Below are 16,743 nucleotides of genomic sequence, written 5' to 3' on the forward strand. Positions count from 1 at the left end.
CCTTCCGGTACAGGTCAGTAAGTGAGGGCGAGCAGTGCGGGCTTGCGCCGCTCGAGGTCGAGGATCAGGTCGCCGAACAGGCCATTGGCCCAGGCGAACCAGCTGCGGGTGAACTTGGCGGGATTATCCTTGTGGAAGCTCTCGTGCATGAAGCCCGTACCGCCATGCGTCTTCTTCAGCCAACTCAGGCACTGGCGGATCACCGCGTCGTCATCGCTCATCAGCGCGCGGGTGATGATCGACATCGGCCAGATCATATCCATGCCGACATGTGGGCCACCGATCCCCTGCGCGGCCGATCCGGCAAAGAAGTACGGATTGCGGTCGCTCCAGGCGAGTGCGGCGGTGCGGCGATAGAGGGGATCGTTGCGGTCCGCGGCACCTAGCAGCGGCAGCGCGGACAGGCTCGGGACATTGGCGTCGTCCATGAAAATCGCGTCGCCATAACCATTTACCTCGAATGCCCAGCTCTGGCCGTCCGGCATCTTGCCGTGCTTCTCCAGCGCCGCCGACACACTCGCGGCCAATGCTTCGGCCTCTAGCGCACCCTCAACATCGCCCCGCGCCTCGCGCAGCACCGCCGCCACCATCCGCAGCGCCGACACCGCAAACAGGTTCGACGGGATCAGGAACGGCAACACGCACGCATCGTCCGAAGGGCGGAACGCCGAATGGATCAGCCCCACCTTCCTGGTTGGCGAACCCAGTCCGCCGAACATCACCGTCTCGGTCGGCGTCACTTCGCGCCGCTGGAACCGGTACGGTCCCGGCCCATCGATCCGCTGCTGTTCCTTCAGCGTCGCCACCGCCTGCTGCATGCCGCGCGCCCATAGGTCGTCGAAGGGCGCCTTGTCCCGCGTAGCCGTCCAGTATGCATGCGCCAGCCGCATCGGGTAGCAGAGGGAGTCGATCTCCCATTTCCGCTCGGCGACGCCCGGCTTCATCTCGGTCATGTCGGCGGCAGCGCCCAGGTTCGACTTGGCGCTGGTGTCCTTCAGGAACGCGTTGGCATAGGGATCAATCAGGATACACCGCGCCTGCCGCTGAAGCGCGCCATGGAACAGCCGCCGCAGCCCGGCGTCCTTGGGCGCCAGGTGCACATAGGTTTGCAGCTGCGCCGAACTGTCGCGCAGCCACATCGCATCGATGTCGCCGGTGATGACGAACGTATCGGGCTTGCCGTCCACCGTGCCCGGCTGGACGGTCGTGTCGAGCGTGTTGGGGTAGCAGTTCTCAAACAGCCATCCGAGTTCCGGATCGGCGATCTTCGCCTTCACCCGCTTGATCTCGGCCTCCACCGCGGGGCTGGTGAACGCCCGCTTCTCCGGCGGCGGCCGTTTCGACACGAGCGGCGCGGCGGATGCAGGCGCAGGCATCAGCGATGAAAGGGCGATCGCCCCGGTACCCGTGACCAGGTCACGACGAGTCATACGCATCACTATTTTCCTTACTTCGCCGGCGCGCTCATCGAAAATGGCGCCGCCGCCTTGCTGCTCGCCCAGGCCGTGTTCGACTTGCTGCCCATCACGAACCGTATCTTGCCACCGCCCATAAGTTGTTCGCGCGAAAGCCAGCTCTTGTCGTGCCGCTTCCCGTTAATGGTCACGGACTGGATGTAGACGTTGTCGGGGCCGTTGTTCGTTGCTTCGATCGACAGCCGCTTGCCATTGGGCAGCGTCATCTCGACGTTGCGGAACAGCGGGCTGCCGATGGCATATTGCCCGACCGTCGGCGTGACGGGATAGAAGCCGAGTGCCGAGAACACGTACCAGGCAGAAGTTTGTCCGTTATCCTCGTCACCCGGATAGCCGTCCGGCGTCGGCGCATAGAGCTTTTTCATCACGTTTCTGACGTGATACTGCGCCTTCCACGGTGCCCCAGCCCAGTTATACAGATAGATCATGTGCTGGATCGGCTGATTGCCATGGGCGTAATTGCCCATATTGACGATCTGCATTTCGCGGATCTCGTGGATCGTCTGCCCGTAATAGCTGTCGTCGAACAATGGCGGCGTATAGAAGATGCTATCCAGCCGCTCGACGAACTTGGCCTCGCCACCCATCAGGTCGATCAGGCCCTGCACGTCCTGCATCACCGACCAGCTGTAATGCAGCGAGTTGCCCTCTGTAAAAGCGTCACCCCATTTCAGCGAGTTGAACGGCGTCGCCCAGCTCCCATCCTGATTGCGCCCGCGCATCCAGCCAGACTGCGGGTCATAGAGCTTGCGATAGTTCTGCGCCTGCTGGGCGTACTTGGCCGCATCCTCAGTCTTGCCCAGCGCCGCTGCCAGCCGCGACAGCGAGAAGTCGGCGGTCGCATATTCAAGGGTGCGTGCGGCATTCTCGTTGATGCCCACATCATACGGCACATAGCCGAGCTTGTTATAGTATTCGACGCCCTCGCGCCCGACCGCATTCACCACCCTACCTCGCTCGTCGCGCGGGCGGCCTTGAGAGGTGGTCGCGTTCTTGACCATAGCCTCATACAGCGTCTCGACATCGAAGCCGCGCACGCCGCTGAGATAGGCGTCGGCGATTAGGTTGGCCGAGTTGGATCCGATCATGACGTTGCGGTGCCCCGGGCTCGCCCATTCGGGCAGCCAGCCGGATTCCTTGTAGGTGTTGACCAGCCCCTGCATGATCTGGCCGTCCACCTCAGGGTACATCAGCGCGAAGAACGGGAACACCGCGCGCCATGTGTCCCAAAAGCCGTTGTCGGTGAACATCGGTCCGGGATGCACCTTGCCGTCATAGGGGCTGTAGTGGACCGTCTGCCCCTTGGCATCGACCTCGTGGAACGTGCGGGGGAACTGGAGCATCCTGTAGAGGGCCGAATAGAAGGTTCGGCGCGCGTCGATGTCAGGATCGGTGACGCGGATGCGGGACAATTCGCCCTCCCAGATCGCACGCGCCTTGGCCTCAGTCTGCGAGAAGCTGTCGCGGCCGACCTCTTGGGCCAGGTTCTGCTGCGCCTGTTCGGGGCTGATGAAGGAGGAGGCGACCTTTACGCCCACCCGCTCGCCGCGCCTGGTCTTGAAGCTGACCACTGCGCCGACATGCGCGCCTTCGCTTTTGGCGGAAGCGCTCAGTTTCCAGTTCTGATCCCAGGTTCTGGTGACGGTGAAATCGTGGTCGAACTGGAGGACGAAAAAGTTGTGAAAGTTGTGCGGAACGCCGCCGCTGTTGTTGCGGGCATAGCCGGTAATCCGCCGATTTTTGGCGTCGATGTTGACCATCGAGCCTTCGTTGTATGCGTCCAGGACGATATGGGCGTCATCGCTTTCCGGAAAGGTGAAGCGGAACTGGGCGGCGCGGCTGGTGGGGACGACCTCCGCGGTCACATCGTGATCGGCGAAATACACCTTGTACTTGTAGGGCTTAGCCTCTTCCGCCTTGTGGCTGAACCAGGAGGCGCGCTCGTCCTGCTTGATCCGCAGCGGACCCGTCACCGCCATCAGCTCGAACGCGGCGTAATCGTTCATCCAGGGGCTGGGCTGGTGGGTCTGCTTGATGCCGCTGATCTTGTTCGCGTCATAGGTATAGCCCCAGCCGCTGCCCATCTTGCCCGTCACCGGCGACCAGAAGTTCATGCCCCAGGGCACCGCCACCGCGGGATAGGTGTTGCCGTACGACAAAGTGTAGTCGGAATCCGTGCCCATCAGCGGGTTGACCAGATCGACCAGCGCCTCGCGCTGCGCCGCTTGCGCGAGCAGGGGTGCCGGCGTCGCCAGTCCGAGCGTCACCAACATCGCGGTCCCGGCGCGCAGCCGCTTTCCCCAAGCGTTCTTCACCCTGACTCTCCCCTGTTCAGTTCTTGCGCGCGATCGGCCGCGGCGCGACGCCTTCGCGGGTCATGACGACCGGCGCGATGGTACCGTCCGCGTTGAAGGTCATCCTGTCGATCGCGACCTGACGATGCTCGCCGCGGTCGGTGTCGAGCGGGCGGCGATGATAGGCGATGTACCAGTCATCGGTGCCCGGCACCTGCACCACCGAATGGTGCCCTGCCCCGCGCGCGATGGCGAAATCCTGGCTGAGGATCTTGCCCATCGGCTTGAACGGCCCCGTAGGCCCCGGCCCCATCGCATAGGCGACGCTGTAATCCGGACCGGTCCAGCCCCCTTCCGACCACATCAGGTAATAGACGCCCTTGCGCTCGATCATGAACGACCCCTCGACATAGCCGGGCGGCGTGATCTCCTTGTACGTCGAGCCGTCCGGGAACGGCACCACCGACTTCAAGTCGCGGCTGAGGCGCACCACGTTGCAGTGCTTCCACCCGCCATAATAGAGATAGACCTGCCCGTCCTTGTCGCGAAAGGCGAAGGGGTCGATCGGCTGCGCGCCATTGTGGAACTTGTCGATCAGCGGCTTGCCGATTGCGTCCTTGAACGGGCCGCCCGGCTTGTCGCTGACTGCCAGGCCGATGCCGCCGAGTTCGGCGTCGCTCTGAATGTCGTTGGCGCTGAAGAACATGTAGTAGCGCCCGTTCGCCTCGATCACCGAAGGCGCCCAGATTGCGTAAGCGGCCCAGGCGGCGTTGCGGACGTCGAACACGTGGCTGTGCTTGGTCCAGTTGACCAGGTCGGGCGAGGAAAAGGCATTGAAGAAGGTCTGCATGCCGTAGGACGGACGCACCGTCTGGCGCTTGCGGGCCTCCTGCTGCTCGGCAGAGAAAGTCGGCGTCACGTCGGGCGTTTCCGCGTGATCCGAATAGGTCGGGTAGATCCAATAGCGTCCACCGAACACCCGGATTTCGGGATCGGCATACCAGCCGGGGACGACCGGGTTGGATGCAGTCGCAAGACCGCAGGCGAGCAGCGCGGTGGTGCCGAGCCCAAGGCGCATGAGCCGCTTCATCATCTGAAACCGCCTTTCGAGAAAAAAAGAGGTGGCTCCCGAAGGAGCCACCCAAGTACGCGGTTGGGGGGGCCGACCGCGATCAGGATTTCTAGGAAGAACCAACATTGGTCCGGCGGCCGAAGCAGTTCCGGTAGGTGAACCGGTCCTTGGTTTCGATGCCGAGACGGCGGCTTTCCTCCGACTTGACCAGATCGATGATCAAGCCAGTGCGCATCCGCTTTTCAGTGCTGGGGCAGGACGCGTTGCGGTCCATTGCTCGTACGGATCGGCGTACGTGCTCAACCCCGACTGAAGTCCACCTACCAATTCGCCGCGACGGTGCCGTTGCCGAACGGCTTGGTGCGCAGCGTTGCAGCGATATCCGTGCGCTTGGGGTCCTGGGCAAACCCTTTGGCCCAGACCGATGGCGGTGCCCGATCGCTCGAATAGGGTCTACCGTCATGCTGCGGGAGCCAGGCCGGCGCGCATGCTTGTGGATAGCAGCAGCGTGGATGCGAGGGCGCCACGGCGGGCGCGGAGCGACGTGTGCAGATGTAGAGCGCGCATGCAGCTTCCTCCCTTAGCCTGACAACTGGCGTGCCGCCCGTCCGACTCGATCCCACCATCTTCATCGGTCTTAATGCCGGTGTTGGATCTAAGATGGTCCTATGTTGGACCTGTTCAACAATAACCAAAGCGACTTGTCAAATCGGTCAGGCGGCGGCGGGGTCTATGGCAAGCGCGCTATCCGCATGAGCGGCGCACCCCGGTTAGGCGAAACAAACAAGGCCGAGAACGAAATTCCGGGTTGCGCCGAAGCAGGCGGTATGTTCGATCCGTCGCGCAACGCAGAGAGATGCGGGACAAGGGAGAGATGATGAAGGCATTCAAAGCCGCAGCGGCCTTGCTTGTGCTGCCAGCCGGAGCGTCGGCGCAGGACTCGGTTCGCCAGGCCGTCGCGATTGCGGGCAAGCCGCCGGCTGGACCGCAGCAGCTGGTGCTGAGCGACCTCCCCGCTCCTGCGGGCAAGCCCGTGCAGCTGTTCGACGGCCGCAGCCTTCAGGGTTGGAAGCCGTGGCTGGGCTATGCCGATCCCGCCATCACCTACAGAGCCGATGCGGCGAGCGTGCCGGTCGGCACGACGCGCGACACTTCTGGCGACTTTGCGGTGCGGCAGGCGGATGGCGAGCCGGCAATCTGGATCAAGGGCGAGACCTGGGGGAGCCTGGTCCACCATGCCGACCTTCGCGACTATCATCTTCGGCTGGAGTATAAATGGGGCGCCAAGACCTGGGCGCCGCGCCTGACCGATCCGCCCAACAACGGGCTGCTCTACCACACCCACGGCAAGCCCGGAGAAGTGTTCGGGACGTGGCAGCCCTCGGTCGAGTTCGAGATCATGAAGGGATCGACCGGCATGATCGTCATGGTCGGATCGAAGGTTCGCGCGACGACTTCGGCGGCGTCCGATCCCTCGATCATCGCCCCGCATCTTCGCTTCCGGGCCGGCGGCCGCGACGTCGAAATGGTGAACGGCACCGGCACCTGGAACGTCGAAGCCGCCAATGACGCCGAGCGTCCGATAGGCGAGTGGAACACGCTGGACCTGTATGTGGTTGGTGACCGTGCCATTCACGTCGTGAACGGTGTGCCCGTGGCCGAAGTGCGGGGCATGGCGACGATCGGACCGGATGGCAGCCGCACGCCGCTGACCCATGGTCAGATCCAGCTCCAGTCCGAAGGCGCCGAAACCTGGTTCCGGCGTATCACGGTCGAGCCGATCCGCAGCCTTCCACGCCTGAAGGCCGCGGGCTGAGTTAGGGGAAAGCAGGCCGGACCGGCGCGGTGCTGCCGCGCACGATCAGCTCGTGCGCGAGCGTCACCTGCCGGACCGGATGCTGAACCCCGCGCAGGATGTCCACCAGCAGCTCCACCGCGCGCCTGCCGATCAGCCCCTTGGGCTGGGCAACCGTGGTCAGCGGCGGATGGAAGAACCTGGCCAGCGGCAGGTCGTCGAAGCCGATGACCGAAACCTGGTCCGGGCAGGCGATACCGGCCGCGCCCAGCGCGCTCATGGCGCCCACCGCCATCTCGTCGCTGAAGCAGAAGATCGCGGTAACGCCGCGGTCGATCAGGTCGCGGGCCTGCTCGAAGGCGGACTGAGCGGAATAGTCGCCGACGCGCACCTCCAGCATCTCCGCCAGGCCGTGCCGCACTGCCATCGCCATGGCGCCGGCCAGGCGGTCGCGGCTGATCGGGCTGACCGGCGGGCCGGTGATGATGCCGATCCGCCGATGGCCCAGGCCGATCAGATGCTCCACCGCGTCGCTGCTCGCCGCGGCATTGTCGATATGGACGCTGGGCACTTGCAGGTCCGCGCTGAATTCGCATCCATTGACGATCGGCGCCACCGTGCTCCCGCCGCCAGCCAACGGGGCGAGGCTTTCCGGCATTCGGTGGCCCAGAAAGATCAGGCCATCGACTTCGCGGCGCAACAGCATGTCGGCATATTGGTCCTCCACTTCGGGATCGTGGCGGGTGTCGCCGACCACGACCGCATAGCCGGCATCGCGCGCCGCCTCTTCCGCACCGTGGATCACGCTGGCGAAGAAGGGATTGGCGATGTCGGGCACCGTCAGCAGAATTTTCGCGGCGCGCAGCGTGCGCAGGCTGCGCGCGGCGACATTGGGACGGTAGCCGAGCGCTTCCACGACTTCGAGCACCCGTTCGCGAGTCGGCGCGGACACCCGGTCGGGTTGGCTCAGCACCCGCGACACCGTCGCGGTGGAGACGCCGGCCTCGGCCGCGACTTGGATGATCGTCGTCATGGCGCCTTCATGTGGGCTGCGACGAACCGTGTCGATAGGGCGCGATGTAATCCTTTACATCGACAATGCCGCTGCATAGGCTTGCCCAATGAAGCGCAGCAAATGCGCTCGGGGAGGATATGCGCATGGTCGCTGCTGAAGGGACGCTCACAGGCTCGGCGCGTCCGGAGTCCGGATTGCTGACAGGGCGCCTGAGCGCACTGATGTTCATGCAGTTCTTCATCTGGGGCGCGTGGAACGTCACGCTCGGCCTGGTGATGCAGACCGTCGGCATCGGCAACCTGATCGCCAACGCCTTTTCGGTCGGGCCGATCGCTTCGATCGTCGGCTCCTTCCTGCTCGGCATGGCGGCTGCCCGCTATTTGAGCCCCAAGATGCTGATGGTGATCCTGCATCTGGTCGGCGGCGTGCTGCTGTTCGTGCTGCCGTCCCTGATCACCCCGGAACATGGCAACAGCTTCGTGTGGCTGCTGCTGGGCTACATGATCCTCTACATGCCGACCGTCGGGCTGGCGAACACCATCGCGCTCAAGAGCTTTGGCGAACGTGTCGACCGCTTCCCCTTCGTGCGCGCGTTCGGCACGCTGGGCTGGATCGCGGCGGGGCTGATCATCGGCTGGGCGGGGCTGTCGGCCAGCCCGCAGATCTTCATCATCGCCGCCGTCGTCTCGATCGCGCTGGGGCTCTACAGCATCACGCTCCCCAATGTCGCAGCCGATGCGCCGCGCGATGAGAGCGTGCTCCGGCAGGTGCTGTGCGTCGAGGCGTTCGGCCTGATGCGCAACCGCTCCTTCCTGATCTTCATCGTCGCTGCGACGCTGATCTCGATCCCGCTGGCGATGTATTACGCCTATGCCTCGGCCTATATCGGCACGGCGGGGATCGAGAATGTCGGCGGCACCATGTCGATCGGGCAGATGTCCGAGCTCGCCTTCATGTTCTCGATGCCCTGGCTGTATAGGCGCTTCGGTGTGAAGCCGCTGCTGCTGGTCGGCATGGTCGCCTGGGCGCTGCGTTATGCGCTGTTCGCGATCGGCGATGGCGGTGACTCGCTGTGGGCGATCTATCTGGGCGTGGCGCTGCACGGCGTGTGCTATGACTTCTTCTTCGTCGCCGGTGCGATCTACACGCAGACCATCGCCTCGCCCAAGGGCGTGAACGCACAGGCACAGGGGATGCTCACGCTGTTCACCTATGGCGTCGGCATGCTGCTTGGCTCGCAGATCGGCGGCCTGCTTTATGCGCAGCTACCCGCCAACGCGACGATCGCCGACTGGCAGGGCATGTGGTGGTATCCCGCGATCGCCGCGGCGGTGGTCGCCATCCTGTTCCAGCTCAGCTTCCGCGACGACACCAGAGAGGCACGCGCATGACCAGCATGAAGGGCCCGGGGATCTTCCTCGCCCAGTTTCTGGGCGATGCCGCCCCGTTCGACACGCTCGACAATCTGGCCGAATGGGCGGCGGGCCTGGGCTTTGTCGGCGTGCAGATCCCGTGCGACACCCGGCTGATCGACGTGAAGCTGGCGGCGGAGAGCAAGGATTATTGCGACGATCTGCGCGGGCGGCTGGCCAAGTTCGGCATCGAGCCTACCGAGCTGTCGACGCACCTACAGGGGCAGCTGGTCGCGGTGCACCCCGCCTATGACACGCTGTTCGACGGGTTCGCGCCCGCCGAATTGCACGGCAAGCCGGCCGAGCGCCAGGCCTGGGCCGTCGAGCAGGTGAAGCTCGCGGCCAGGGCCAGCGCCAATCTCGGCCTGTCGGCGCATGCCACCTTCTCGGGCGCGCTCGCCTGGCCCTATGTCTATCCCTGGCCGCAGCGGCCCGCCGGCCTGGTGGAAGAGGCCTTTGCGGAGCTGGCGCGGCGCTGGACGCCGATCCTGGACGTGTTCGACGACGTCGGCGTCGATTGCGCGTTCGAGATCCATGCAGGCGAGGATCTGCACGACGGCGCATCATGGGAGCGCTTCCTGGCGGCGGTGGACAACCATCCCCGCGCGCGCATCCTGTTCGATCCGTCGCATTACGTGCTGCAACAGCTCGACTATCTCGACTTTATCGACCGCTATCACGACCGGATCTCCTGCTTCCACGTCAAGGATGCCGAGTTCAACCCGACCGGGCGCTCGGGGGTCTATGGCGGCTATGAAAGCTGGGTGAACCGCGCCGGCCGCTTCCGCTCGACGGGGGATGGTCAGGTCGATTTCGGCGCGATTTTCAGCAAGATGGCGCAATATGGCTATGATGGCTGGGCCGTGCTCGAATGGGAATGCGCGCTGAAGCGGGCCGAGGATGGCGCGCGCGAGGGTGCGCCCTTTATCGAGCACCACATGATCCGCGTGACCGAGCGCGCTTTTGACGATTTCGCCGCCAGCGGCGTCGACAAGGGCGCGATCCGCAAGTTGCTCGGGCTTTCTGTGGAGGCTGGCGAGGCATGAGCCGCCAACCGCTTCGTCTGGGCATGATCGGCGGCGGCGAAGGTGCGTTCATCGGCGCCGTGCACCGCATGGCCGCCGCGCTCGACGGCGAGTGGCGCCTGACCGCCGGCGCGTTCAGCACCGACATTGGCCGCAACGGGCGCACCGGCGAACAACTGGGGCTGGACCCGCAACGCGTCTATGGCAGCGTCGACAAGATGCTGGCCGCGGAAGCCGCCCTCCCCGCCGCGGCGCGCATTGATGCCGTCGCGATCGTGACGCCCAACCACCTGCACGCATCGATGGCGATCGCCGCCCTGCGCGCCGGTTTCCATGTGTTCTGCGAAAAGCCGATGGCGATGAGCGTCGCCGAGGCAGAGGCAATTGCCGAGGCGGCACAGGCCAGCGGCCGCCGCTTCGCCCTGGCCTTCACCTACAGCGGCTACCCCCTGGTTGAGGAAGCACGCGCCCGCGTCGCCCGCGGCGATTTCGGCGCGGTCCGGCTGGTGCAGGTCGAATATCTGCAAGGCTGGCTGAGCCAGCCGATCGACACCGACGGCAACAAGCAGGCCGAGTGGCGCACCGATCCCGCGCGCGCCGGACTTGGCGGCTGCCTGGGCGATATCGGCACTCATGCCTTTCACCTGGCCGAGCATGTCTCGGGCCTGCGCACAGAGGCGCTTTCCGCCGAGCTGTCTATCCATGTGCCCGGCAGGCGGCTCGACGACGATGTCAGCGCGCTGCTCCGCTTCGACGGCGGTGCGCGTGGCACACTCAAGGCCAGCCAGGTCGCGGCCGGCGAGGAAAATGGCCTGAAACTGCGCGTCCATGGCGAGCGCGGCGGCCTGGAATGGTCGCAGATGGAGCCGAACACACTCACGCTGCGCTGGCTGGATCGCCCGGCCGAGATCGTGCGCGCCAACGGCCCCGGCCTTCAGCAAAGCACCACGGGGCTGCTGCGCATTCCGGCCGGGCATCCCGAGGGCTATGTCGAGGCGTTTGCGAACCTCTACCGCGCCTTTGCCGCCGCCATTCGCGGCGATGGCGAGGGCTGGTTCCCGGGCGTGCCCGATGGGCTGCGCACCATGAAATTCGTCGAGGCTGTTGTCACCAACGCGGCAGCGGACCAGAAGTGGACCAAAATTGAATCGGGAGAGAAAAGTTGAAGCTTCTCATGTGCCTGGCGGCAGGAACGGTTGCCGCGGCGGCGCTTTTCGTCACGTCCGCACCCACGGTCGCGCAGACAACGCCCCCGCCCGCCTTTGCCGCGTGCAAGGCGTGCCACACGGTTCAGAAGGGCGGCAAGAACGGGGTGGGTCCCAATCTGTATGGCGTGCCCGGCCGACCGGCGGCGTCGGTCCCCGGCTTCAACTATTCGGCCGCGCTAAAGGCGTCGAAGTTGCGCTGGGACGATGCGACGCTGAACCAGTATATTGCCGCACCGACCAAGAAGGTGCCCGGCACTCGCATGCCAATCGGCATGGCCGATCCCGCCAAGCGCGCCGCGATCATCGCCTATCTCAAGGCGGAAAGCGCGAAGTGATGGCGGTGCGGGCATGACGATCTCGCGCCGGACGCTGCTTGCCGCGGGAGCCGTCACGCCGCTGGCCGCCGGTATGGCAGGTGCGCAGGGAGCGGCATCCAACGCGGCGCGCTTCTCGCTCGCTTATGCCCCGCACGAAGGCAGCTTCGCCAGCCGCGGCGGGCTGATCGAGCAGATCGCCTATGCCGCCGACCAGGGCTTTACCGCCTGGGAAGACAATGAAGCGCGTAACCGCAGCGTGGCCGAACAGGCGCGGATGGCCAAGGCGCTGGCCGACCGCAACATGACCATGGGTGTGTTCGTCGCGAGCATGCCCAAATGGTCACAGTCGCGGCCGTTGCTCGGCGCGGCGGATGATGCCGATCGGGAGGCGTTCCTGGCCGACATCCGCACCTCGATCGACGTCGCCAAGCGCCTGAACGCCAGGCACATGACCGTGGTCACCGGGTTTCTCGATCTCAAGGTGCCGGTGGACATCCAGACGGCGCGCGTCATCGACGTGATGCGCCGCGCGGGCGACATTGTCGCGCCGCACGGGATCGCGATGGTGATGGAGCCGCTCAACACGCGCACGAACCATCCGGGCGTCTATATGCAGAGCATCGCGCAGGGCTTTGCCGTCGCACGCGGCGCGAACAGCCCGGGCGTGAAGATCCTGGCCGATGTCTACCATGAGCAGATTCAGTCCGGGAACCTGATCCCGACGCTGGAGACCTGCTGGAGCGAGATCGGCTATCTTCAGTTCGGCGACAATCCAGGGCGCAACGAGCCGGGCACGGGCGAGATCAACTATGCCCCGATCGTCAAATGGCTGCGCGCGCGCCGCTATTCGGGCGTGATCGGGATGGAACATGGCAATTCGGTTCAAGGCCGCGCCGGCGAGGAACGCCTGATTGCCGCCTACCGCGCCATCGACAAGGGTTGAGGGAAGAAGAATGACGCTCATCCGTACAAGCGCAGTCCTGATCGGCGGCATCGCCTCGATCCTGGCGCTGCCCGCCGCCGCGCAGGAGAAGCCCGGCTTCAAGGATACGCCAGTGCTGCCCGGCGGCACCTGGCGCGTGCATGATGCAGACCGCCCTGCCCCGGCGGCTGTCGCTCCTGCGGCTCAGCCGGGCGGTGCGCCGGCCGATGCCGTGGTGCTGTTCGACGGGCGTTCGCTGGATGCATGGCGGGCCGAGCGGACGCTCTGGCCGATCGCGAATGGTGCTTTCACCGTGCCATCGCGTGCCAGCAGCGGTGGAGAGAACAACCTGATCTCCAAGCGGAGCTTTGGCGACGTTCAGCTGCACCTGGAGTTCCGCTCGCCCAACCCGCCGACCAAGACCTCGCAGGATCGCGGCAATAGCGGCATCTGGTTCATGCAGCGCTACGAGTTGCAGATCCTGGATGGGTATCAGAACCCGACCTATGCCGATGGCATGGTGGGCGCGGTCTATGGCTGGAAGCCGCCGCTGGTGAACGCCGCGCGGCGTCCGGGCGAATGGCAGAGCTATGACGTGATCTTCGAGCGGCCCTGCTTTTCGGCGGACGGCAAGCTGTTGCGACCGGCCTATATCACCGCGTTTCTCAACGGCGTACTGGTCCAGAACCATCAGGCGATGCTGGGCACCACCGCCTGGCGCCAGATCGCGAAATACCAGGCGCATCCCGACGCCGCACCGATCCAGTTGCAGGATCATGATTCCCCCGTATCGTTCCGAAACATCTGGGTCCGGCCGCTGCCAGAGACAGCGATTGCACAGGACCTTGGAGGAGAGGCTAAGTGATCGATCGTAGAACTGCGCTCGCCGGCGTGGTCGGCATGTTCGGCGCGGGGCTGTTTGCCCCGATCGCCCGCGCTGCCGATGCCGCCAAGGCTTCGCGTATCCCCGTGATCAGCGAGGGACCGCCTAGCGCCCCCGTATTCACTCCCGCCCAACGGGCGCTGGTGAGCGCGCTCAGCGAGCGGGTGATCCCCACTACCGATACCCCGGGTGCCATTGCCGCCGGTGTGCCGGAATTTATCGAGAAGATGCTGGCCGACTGGGCGGTGCCCGAAGAGCGCAAGCCGATCCTGGCGGGACTTCAGGCCGTCGAGGCGCGCAGCCTTCAGGACTATCGGGTGCCCGCGGCGAAGGCCACGCCCGAACAGCAGGACGCGCTGCTCACGCTGGCGATGAACGGGCAGATCCCATCGGGCGCTGCGTTCTTCGAGGCGTTCCGGCAGCTGGTCGTCACCGGCTATTACACGTCGGAAGTGGGCATCACGCAGGAGCGCGAATATCTGCCCGTGCCGGGTGAATATAATGGTGCCTTCCCCTATTCGCAGGTCAACAAGGTGTACAGCGCATGATCAGCCGTAGAACTTTGCTCGGCGGCGCAGGCGGCGTCGCGGCGCTCGCCTTTGCCGGACGTGTCGCTCCCCCCGCCGCTGCGGCGCAGATCAACGCGATCGGGCTGCAGCTCTATACCGTGCGCGACATCTTCCAGAAGGATCCGGTCGGCACGCTCGAACAGGTGGCGCGCATCGGCTACCGCGAAGTCGAGTTCGGTGGTGGCGGCTATGACGCCATGGATCACGCGCTGCTGCGCCGGACCATGGACCGGCTCGGCCTGCGCTCCCCTTCGATCCACATTGGCTATGATGCGCTGCTCGGGCAGTTCGACAAGTCCGTGGCGATGGCCAAGACGCTGGGCGCCGACACGGTGGTGCTTCCTTACATGACGGACGAGCACCGCAACGAGCAGGCCTGGCAGGTGGCGCTTCCCAACTTCAACCGCTTCGCCGACGGGCTGAACAAGGCCGGGTTGGGCTTTGCGTATCACAACCACGATTTCGAATTCACGGTGAAGCCCGGCGGCGTGAGCCTGTACGAGCGGTTCCTGAAGGAGACCGATCCTGCGCTGGTGAAGATCGAACTCGATCTCTACTGGGCGGCGCATGCGGGCGAAAGCGCCGCGGCACTGATCGATCGGCTGGGCAGCCGCATCTATGCCTATCACGTCAAGGACATGCGCGCGGACCGCAGCATGGCCGCAGTAGGCGCCGGGACGACCGATTTCGCTGCGCTGTTCAAGCGCAAGGCCAGCGCAGGCGTGCGTCACTTCTATGTCGAGAATGATCAGGCGCCGGCGCCCTATCTTCCGGACATCACGACCAGCTTCAAGACGCTGCGCGCGCTGCGTTTCTGACAAGAATACCGGGAGGGGAAGATCATGGCTTCGACCAACAGGTTCGACGCAATCGTCATCGGCTCAGGCGTGAGCGGCGGCTTTGCTGCCAAGGAGCTTACCGAAAAAGGCCTGCGCGTGCTGATGCTGGACCGTGGCGTCATGGTGGAGCATGGCGAAGGGTATCCGTATGACGGCAAGCCCGCCTATGAAGTTCCGGCGCGCAACGTCATGCCCAAGGCACTTGTCGACAGCAACTATTTCATTGCCAAGCATGGCTATATCCAGCCGAGCAACCAGCGCTTCTACAATGACGACCAGCAGAATCCGTATGCCTATGACGAAGGCAGCAAGTTCTTTTGGATTCGTCCGGGCGCGGTCGGCGGCAAGTCGCTGATCTGGGGCCGCTGGAGCTTCCGCTGGGCGCCCGAGGACTTCGAGGCGAACAAGCGCGACGGGATCGATGGCGTCTGGCCGATCGGCTATGACGACGTTGCGCCGTGGTACAGCTATGTCGAGAAATATATCGGCGTGTCGGGTTCGCGCGAGAACCTGCCCTATCTGCCCGACAGCGAGTTCCAGCCGCCGGTGCCGATGAACGTGGCCGAGAAGTGGCTCAAGGAGCGGCTCGAAACCAAGTTCCCAGGCCGCAAGCTGATCAACACGCGGCTGTCCAACATCACCGAAGACAAGCCCGAACAGGGCCGCACCAAGTGCCAGTTCCGCAACCAGTGCAGCAATGGCTGCTCGTTCGGCGCGTATTTCTCCACCCAGGCAGTCACGCTGCCGGCGGCGCTCGCTACCGGGCGGCTGACGCTGCAATCGGACGCGGTGGTCACCAACCTGGAATATGACGCAGGCCGAAAGCGCGTCACGGGCGTGCGCTATGTGGATGCGAAGACCGGCCAGGCCCAGGTGGTCAATGCCGACCTCGTCTTTGTGTGCGCATCGGCGATCGCGTCGACTCAGATCCTGATGAACTCACGCGCGCCGGGCAGCGAGCGCAGCCATTTCGACAGCAGCGGTACGCTTGGCCGCTATGTCATGGACCATATCTTCCGCGTGGGCGTCGAGGGCGATATCCCCGGCATGAGCGAGTATATCGAATATGGCCGGCGCCCGGGGGGCGTCTATGTACCGCGCTTCCGCAACATCGGCGGCGACGAAGGCGTCGGCTTCAAGCGCGGCTATGGCTATCAGGGCAGCGCGCGACGCGACCCTGCGGCGCCGGTGGGCTTTGGCGCATCGATGAAGCAGGGCATGCGCGGCTATACACCCTGGAAGTTCAGCATGGGCGCGTTTGGCGAATGCCTCCCCTACAAGGACAACCGCGTTTCGCTGCACACCAGCAAGGTCGACCGCTTCGGCGTGCCGTTGATGCGCTTCGACGTGCGCTTCCGCGACAACGAGCTCAAGATGATGGCCGACGCCAAGGTTCAGGGCGAGGCGATGCTGAAGGGCGCCGGGCTTACCAACGTTCGGAGCTGGGAAGGGGAACACGTGCCTGGCGACGCGATCCACGAAATGGGTGGCGCACGCATGGGCGCGGATCCGCGCACCTCGGTGCTCAATGGGTGGAGCCAGGCACATGATGCGTCGAACCTGTACGTCACCGATGGCGCACAGATGGCATCGGCATCCTGCGTGAATCCTTCGCTCACCTTCATGGCGCTGACTGCCCGTGCGGCGGATCATGCTGTGCGGCAGCTAACACGGGCATGAAGCGGGCATCAGCCTGCATGCCAGGCTAGGGATACGCCCTCCTGCCGCGCAACGCCGGTGTGCGAAGCGCGGCGGAGTTGGGGATGTAGAGTGTGCTTGGCCCGTACTTTGCTGCCGAAATGCTCGTCGCTCGCCCTACTGTCCGCATAAATATTACAATTTGCGCCACGATGTCTTTTTGAAAATGTCAGCTTGACAGTTTCTTCGAGCAGTCTAGCGTTGTCATGACGATGCACA

16 protein-coding genes are annotated in these 16,743 nt (G+C 64.7%); 11 read left to right on the forward strand and 5 right to left on the reverse strand.

The annotated features are described in order from the left end of the window. Nucleotides 1-14: 14 nt before the first annotated feature. The 4 genes from LQ953_RS10060 to LQ953_RS10075 form a co-directional block, all read right to left on the reverse strand. Nucleotides 15-1,436, reverse strand: a complete 1,422-nt coding sequence (locus tag LQ953_RS10060; RefSeq protein WP_231030637.1) for a glycoside hydrolase family 125 protein — start codon at nucleotides 1,434-1,436, stop codon at nucleotides 15-17. An 11-nt stretch (nucleotides 1,437-1,447) separates the two neighbouring features. Next, the gene (locus tag LQ953_RS10065; protein ID WP_231030853.1) at nucleotides 1,448-3,748 is read right to left on the reverse strand and encodes a GH92 family glycosyl hydrolase; all 2,301 of its coding nucleotides are present in this window, start codon (nucleotides 3,746-3,748) and stop codon (nucleotides 1,448-1,450) included. A gap of 58 nt (nucleotides 3,749-3,806) precedes the next feature. Next, on the reverse strand, nucleotides 3,807-4,862 hold the full coding sequence (locus LQ953_RS10070) for a glycoside hydrolase family 43 protein (RefSeq protein WP_231030639.1): 1,056 nt from the start codon (nucleotides 4,860-4,862) through the stop codon (nucleotides 3,807-3,809). An 88-nt stretch (nucleotides 4,863-4,950) separates the two neighbouring features. Then, nucleotides 4,951-5,115, reverse strand: coding sequence for a hypothetical protein (locus LQ953_RS10075; protein WP_231030640.1), 165 nt, complete (start codon nucleotides 5,113-5,115; stop codon nucleotides 4,951-4,953). A 394-nt stretch (nucleotides 5,116-5,509) separates the two neighbouring features. On the opposite strand from LQ953_RS10075, the gene LQ953_RS10080 reads away from it, so the two are divergent. Together LQ953_RS10080 and LQ953_RS10085 are read left to right on the forward strand one after the other, a co-directional pair. Further along, nucleotides 5,510-5,719 (forward strand): hypothetical protein, encoded by a 210-nt coding sequence (locus tag LQ953_RS10080; protein WP_231030641.1) that lies wholly within the window; start codon nucleotides 5,510-5,512, stop codon nucleotides 5,717-5,719. Beyond that, nucleotides 5,719-6,657: a 3-keto-disaccharide hydrolase gene (locus tag LQ953_RS10085; protein ID WP_231030643.1), complete on the forward strand. Its 939-nt coding sequence runs from the start codon at nucleotides 5,719-5,721 to the stop codon at nucleotides 6,655-6,657. The genes LQ953_RS10080 and LQ953_RS10085 overlap by 1 nt, the downstream gene beginning before the upstream one ends. A gap of 1 nt (nucleotide 6,658) precedes the next feature. Here LQ953_RS10085 and LQ953_RS10090 read toward each other — a convergent pair whose 3' ends face one another. Continuing rightward, a complete protein-coding gene (locus tag LQ953_RS10090; RefSeq protein WP_231030645.1) occupies nucleotides 6,659-7,669 on the reverse strand; it encodes a LacI family DNA-binding transcriptional regulator in 1,011 nt (336 codons plus the stop codon). 125 nt (nucleotides 7,670-7,794) lie between these two features. Between LQ953_RS10090 and LQ953_RS10095 the strand changes: the two genes are divergently transcribed. From LQ953_RS10095 to LQ953_RS10135, 9 genes are read left to right on the forward strand one after another with little or no spacing between them, the layout of a single operon-like run. Beyond that, a complete protein-coding gene (locus LQ953_RS10095; protein WP_231030647.1) occupies nucleotides 7,795-9,042 on the forward strand; it encodes an MFS transporter in 1,248 nt (415 codons plus the stop codon). Continuing rightward, nucleotides 9,039-10,109 (forward strand): sugar phosphate isomerase/epimerase family protein, encoded by a 1,071-nt coding sequence (locus tag LQ953_RS10100; RefSeq protein WP_231030650.1) that lies wholly within the window; start codon nucleotides 9,039-9,041, stop codon nucleotides 10,107-10,109. The genes LQ953_RS10095 and LQ953_RS10100 overlap by 4 nt, the downstream gene beginning before the upstream one ends. Further along, nucleotides 10,106-11,254: a Gfo/Idh/MocA family protein gene (locus LQ953_RS10105; protein WP_231030652.1), complete on the forward strand. Its 1,149-nt coding sequence runs from the start codon at nucleotides 10,106-10,108 to the stop codon at nucleotides 11,252-11,254. Before LQ953_RS10100 ends, LQ953_RS10105 begins: the two co-directional genes overlap by 4 nt. Further along, nucleotides 11,251-11,631: a c-type cytochrome gene (locus LQ953_RS10110; protein ID WP_443026564.1), complete on the forward strand. Its 381-nt coding sequence runs from the start codon at nucleotides 11,251-11,253 to the stop codon at nucleotides 11,629-11,631. Before LQ953_RS10105 ends, LQ953_RS10110 begins: the two co-directional genes overlap by 4 nt. Nucleotides 11,632-11,644: 13 nt before the next feature. Then, nucleotides 11,645-12,556: a hydroxypyruvate isomerase family protein gene (locus LQ953_RS10115; RefSeq protein WP_231030653.1), complete on the forward strand. Its 912-nt coding sequence runs from the start codon at nucleotides 11,645-11,647 to the stop codon at nucleotides 12,554-12,556. Nucleotides 12,557-12,566: 10 nt separating this feature from the next. Then, entirely contained in the window at nucleotides 12,567-13,400 is an 834-nt protein-coding gene (locus LQ953_RS10120) for a 3-keto-disaccharide hydrolase (RefSeq protein WP_231030655.1), read from the forward strand. Next, nucleotides 13,397-13,966 (forward strand): gluconate 2-dehydrogenase subunit 3 family protein, encoded by a 570-nt coding sequence (locus tag LQ953_RS10125; protein ID WP_231030657.1) that lies wholly within the window; start codon nucleotides 13,397-13,399, stop codon nucleotides 13,964-13,966. The genes LQ953_RS10120 and LQ953_RS10125 overlap by 4 nt, the downstream gene beginning before the upstream one ends. Then, nucleotides 13,963-14,805, forward strand: a complete 843-nt coding sequence (locus tag LQ953_RS10130) for a sugar phosphate isomerase/epimerase family protein (RefSeq protein WP_231030659.1) — start codon at nucleotides 13,963-13,965, stop codon at nucleotides 14,803-14,805. The genes LQ953_RS10125 and LQ953_RS10130 overlap by 4 nt, the downstream gene beginning before the upstream one ends. A gap of 24 nt (nucleotides 14,806-14,829) precedes the next feature. After that, complete coding sequence (locus LQ953_RS10135) at nucleotides 14,830-16,506, forward strand: GMC family oxidoreductase (protein ID WP_231030661.1); 1,677 nt, start codon at nucleotides 14,830-14,832, stop codon at nucleotides 16,504-16,506. Nucleotides 16,507-16,743 lie beyond the last annotated feature (237 nt).

Source organism: Sphingomonas sp. IC-56 (genome assembly GCF_021043375.1).
Lineage (GTDB): Bacteria > Pseudomonadota > Alphaproteobacteria > Sphingomonadales > Sphingomonadaceae > Sphingomonas.

Bases quoted from the DNA above. Each gene is read 5' to 3' on its own strand.
- LQ953_RS10060 (WP_231030637.1), bottom strand. From the start codon at position 1,436: ATGCGTATGACTCGTCGTGACCTGGTCACGGGTACCGGGGCGATCGCC.
- LQ953_RS10065 (WP_231030853.1), bottom strand. From the start codon at position 3,748: ATGTTGGTGACGCTCGGACTGGCGACGCCGGCACCCCTGCTCGCGCAA.
- LQ953_RS10070 (WP_231030639.1), bottom strand. From the start codon at position 4,862: ATGATGAAGCGGCTCATGCGCCTTGGGCTCGGCACCACCGCGCTGCTC.
- LQ953_RS10075 (WP_231030640.1), bottom strand. From the start codon at position 5,115: ATGGACCGCAACGCGTCCTGCCCCAGCACTGAAAAGCGGATGCGCACT.
- LQ953_RS10080 (WP_231030641.1), top strand. From the start codon at position 5,510: ATGTTGGACCTGTTCAACAATAACCAAAGCGACTTGTCAAATCGGTCA.
- LQ953_RS10085 (WP_231030643.1), top strand. From the start codon at position 5,719: ATGAAGGCATTCAAAGCCGCAGCGGCCTTGCTTGTGCTGCCAGCCGGA.
- LQ953_RS10090 (WP_231030645.1), bottom strand. From the start codon at position 7,669: ATGACGACGATCATCCAAGTCGCGGCCGAGGCCGGCGTCTCCACCGCG.
- LQ953_RS10095 (WP_231030647.1), top strand. From the start codon at position 7,795: ATGGTCGCTGCTGAAGGGACGCTCACAGGCTCGGCGCGTCCGGAGTCC.
- LQ953_RS10100 (WP_231030650.1), top strand. From the start codon at position 9,039: ATGACCAGCATGAAGGGCCCGGGGATCTTCCTCGCCCAGTTTCTGGGC.
- LQ953_RS10105 (WP_231030652.1), top strand. From the start codon at position 10,106: ATGAGCCGCCAACCGCTTCGTCTGGGCATGATCGGCGGCGGCGAAGGT.
- LQ953_RS10115 (WP_231030653.1), top strand. From the start codon at position 11,645: ATGACGATCTCGCGCCGGACGCTGCTTGCCGCGGGAGCCGTCACGCCG.
- LQ953_RS10120 (WP_231030655.1), top strand. From the start codon at position 12,567: ATGACGCTCATCCGTACAAGCGCAGTCCTGATCGGCGGCATCGCCTCG.
- LQ953_RS10130 (WP_231030659.1), top strand. From the start codon at position 13,963: ATGATCAGCCGTAGAACTTTGCTCGGCGGCGCAGGCGGCGTCGCGGCG.
- LQ953_RS10135 (WP_231030661.1), top strand. From the start codon at position 14,830: ATGGCTTCGACCAACAGGTTCGACGCAATCGTCATCGGCTCAGGCGTG.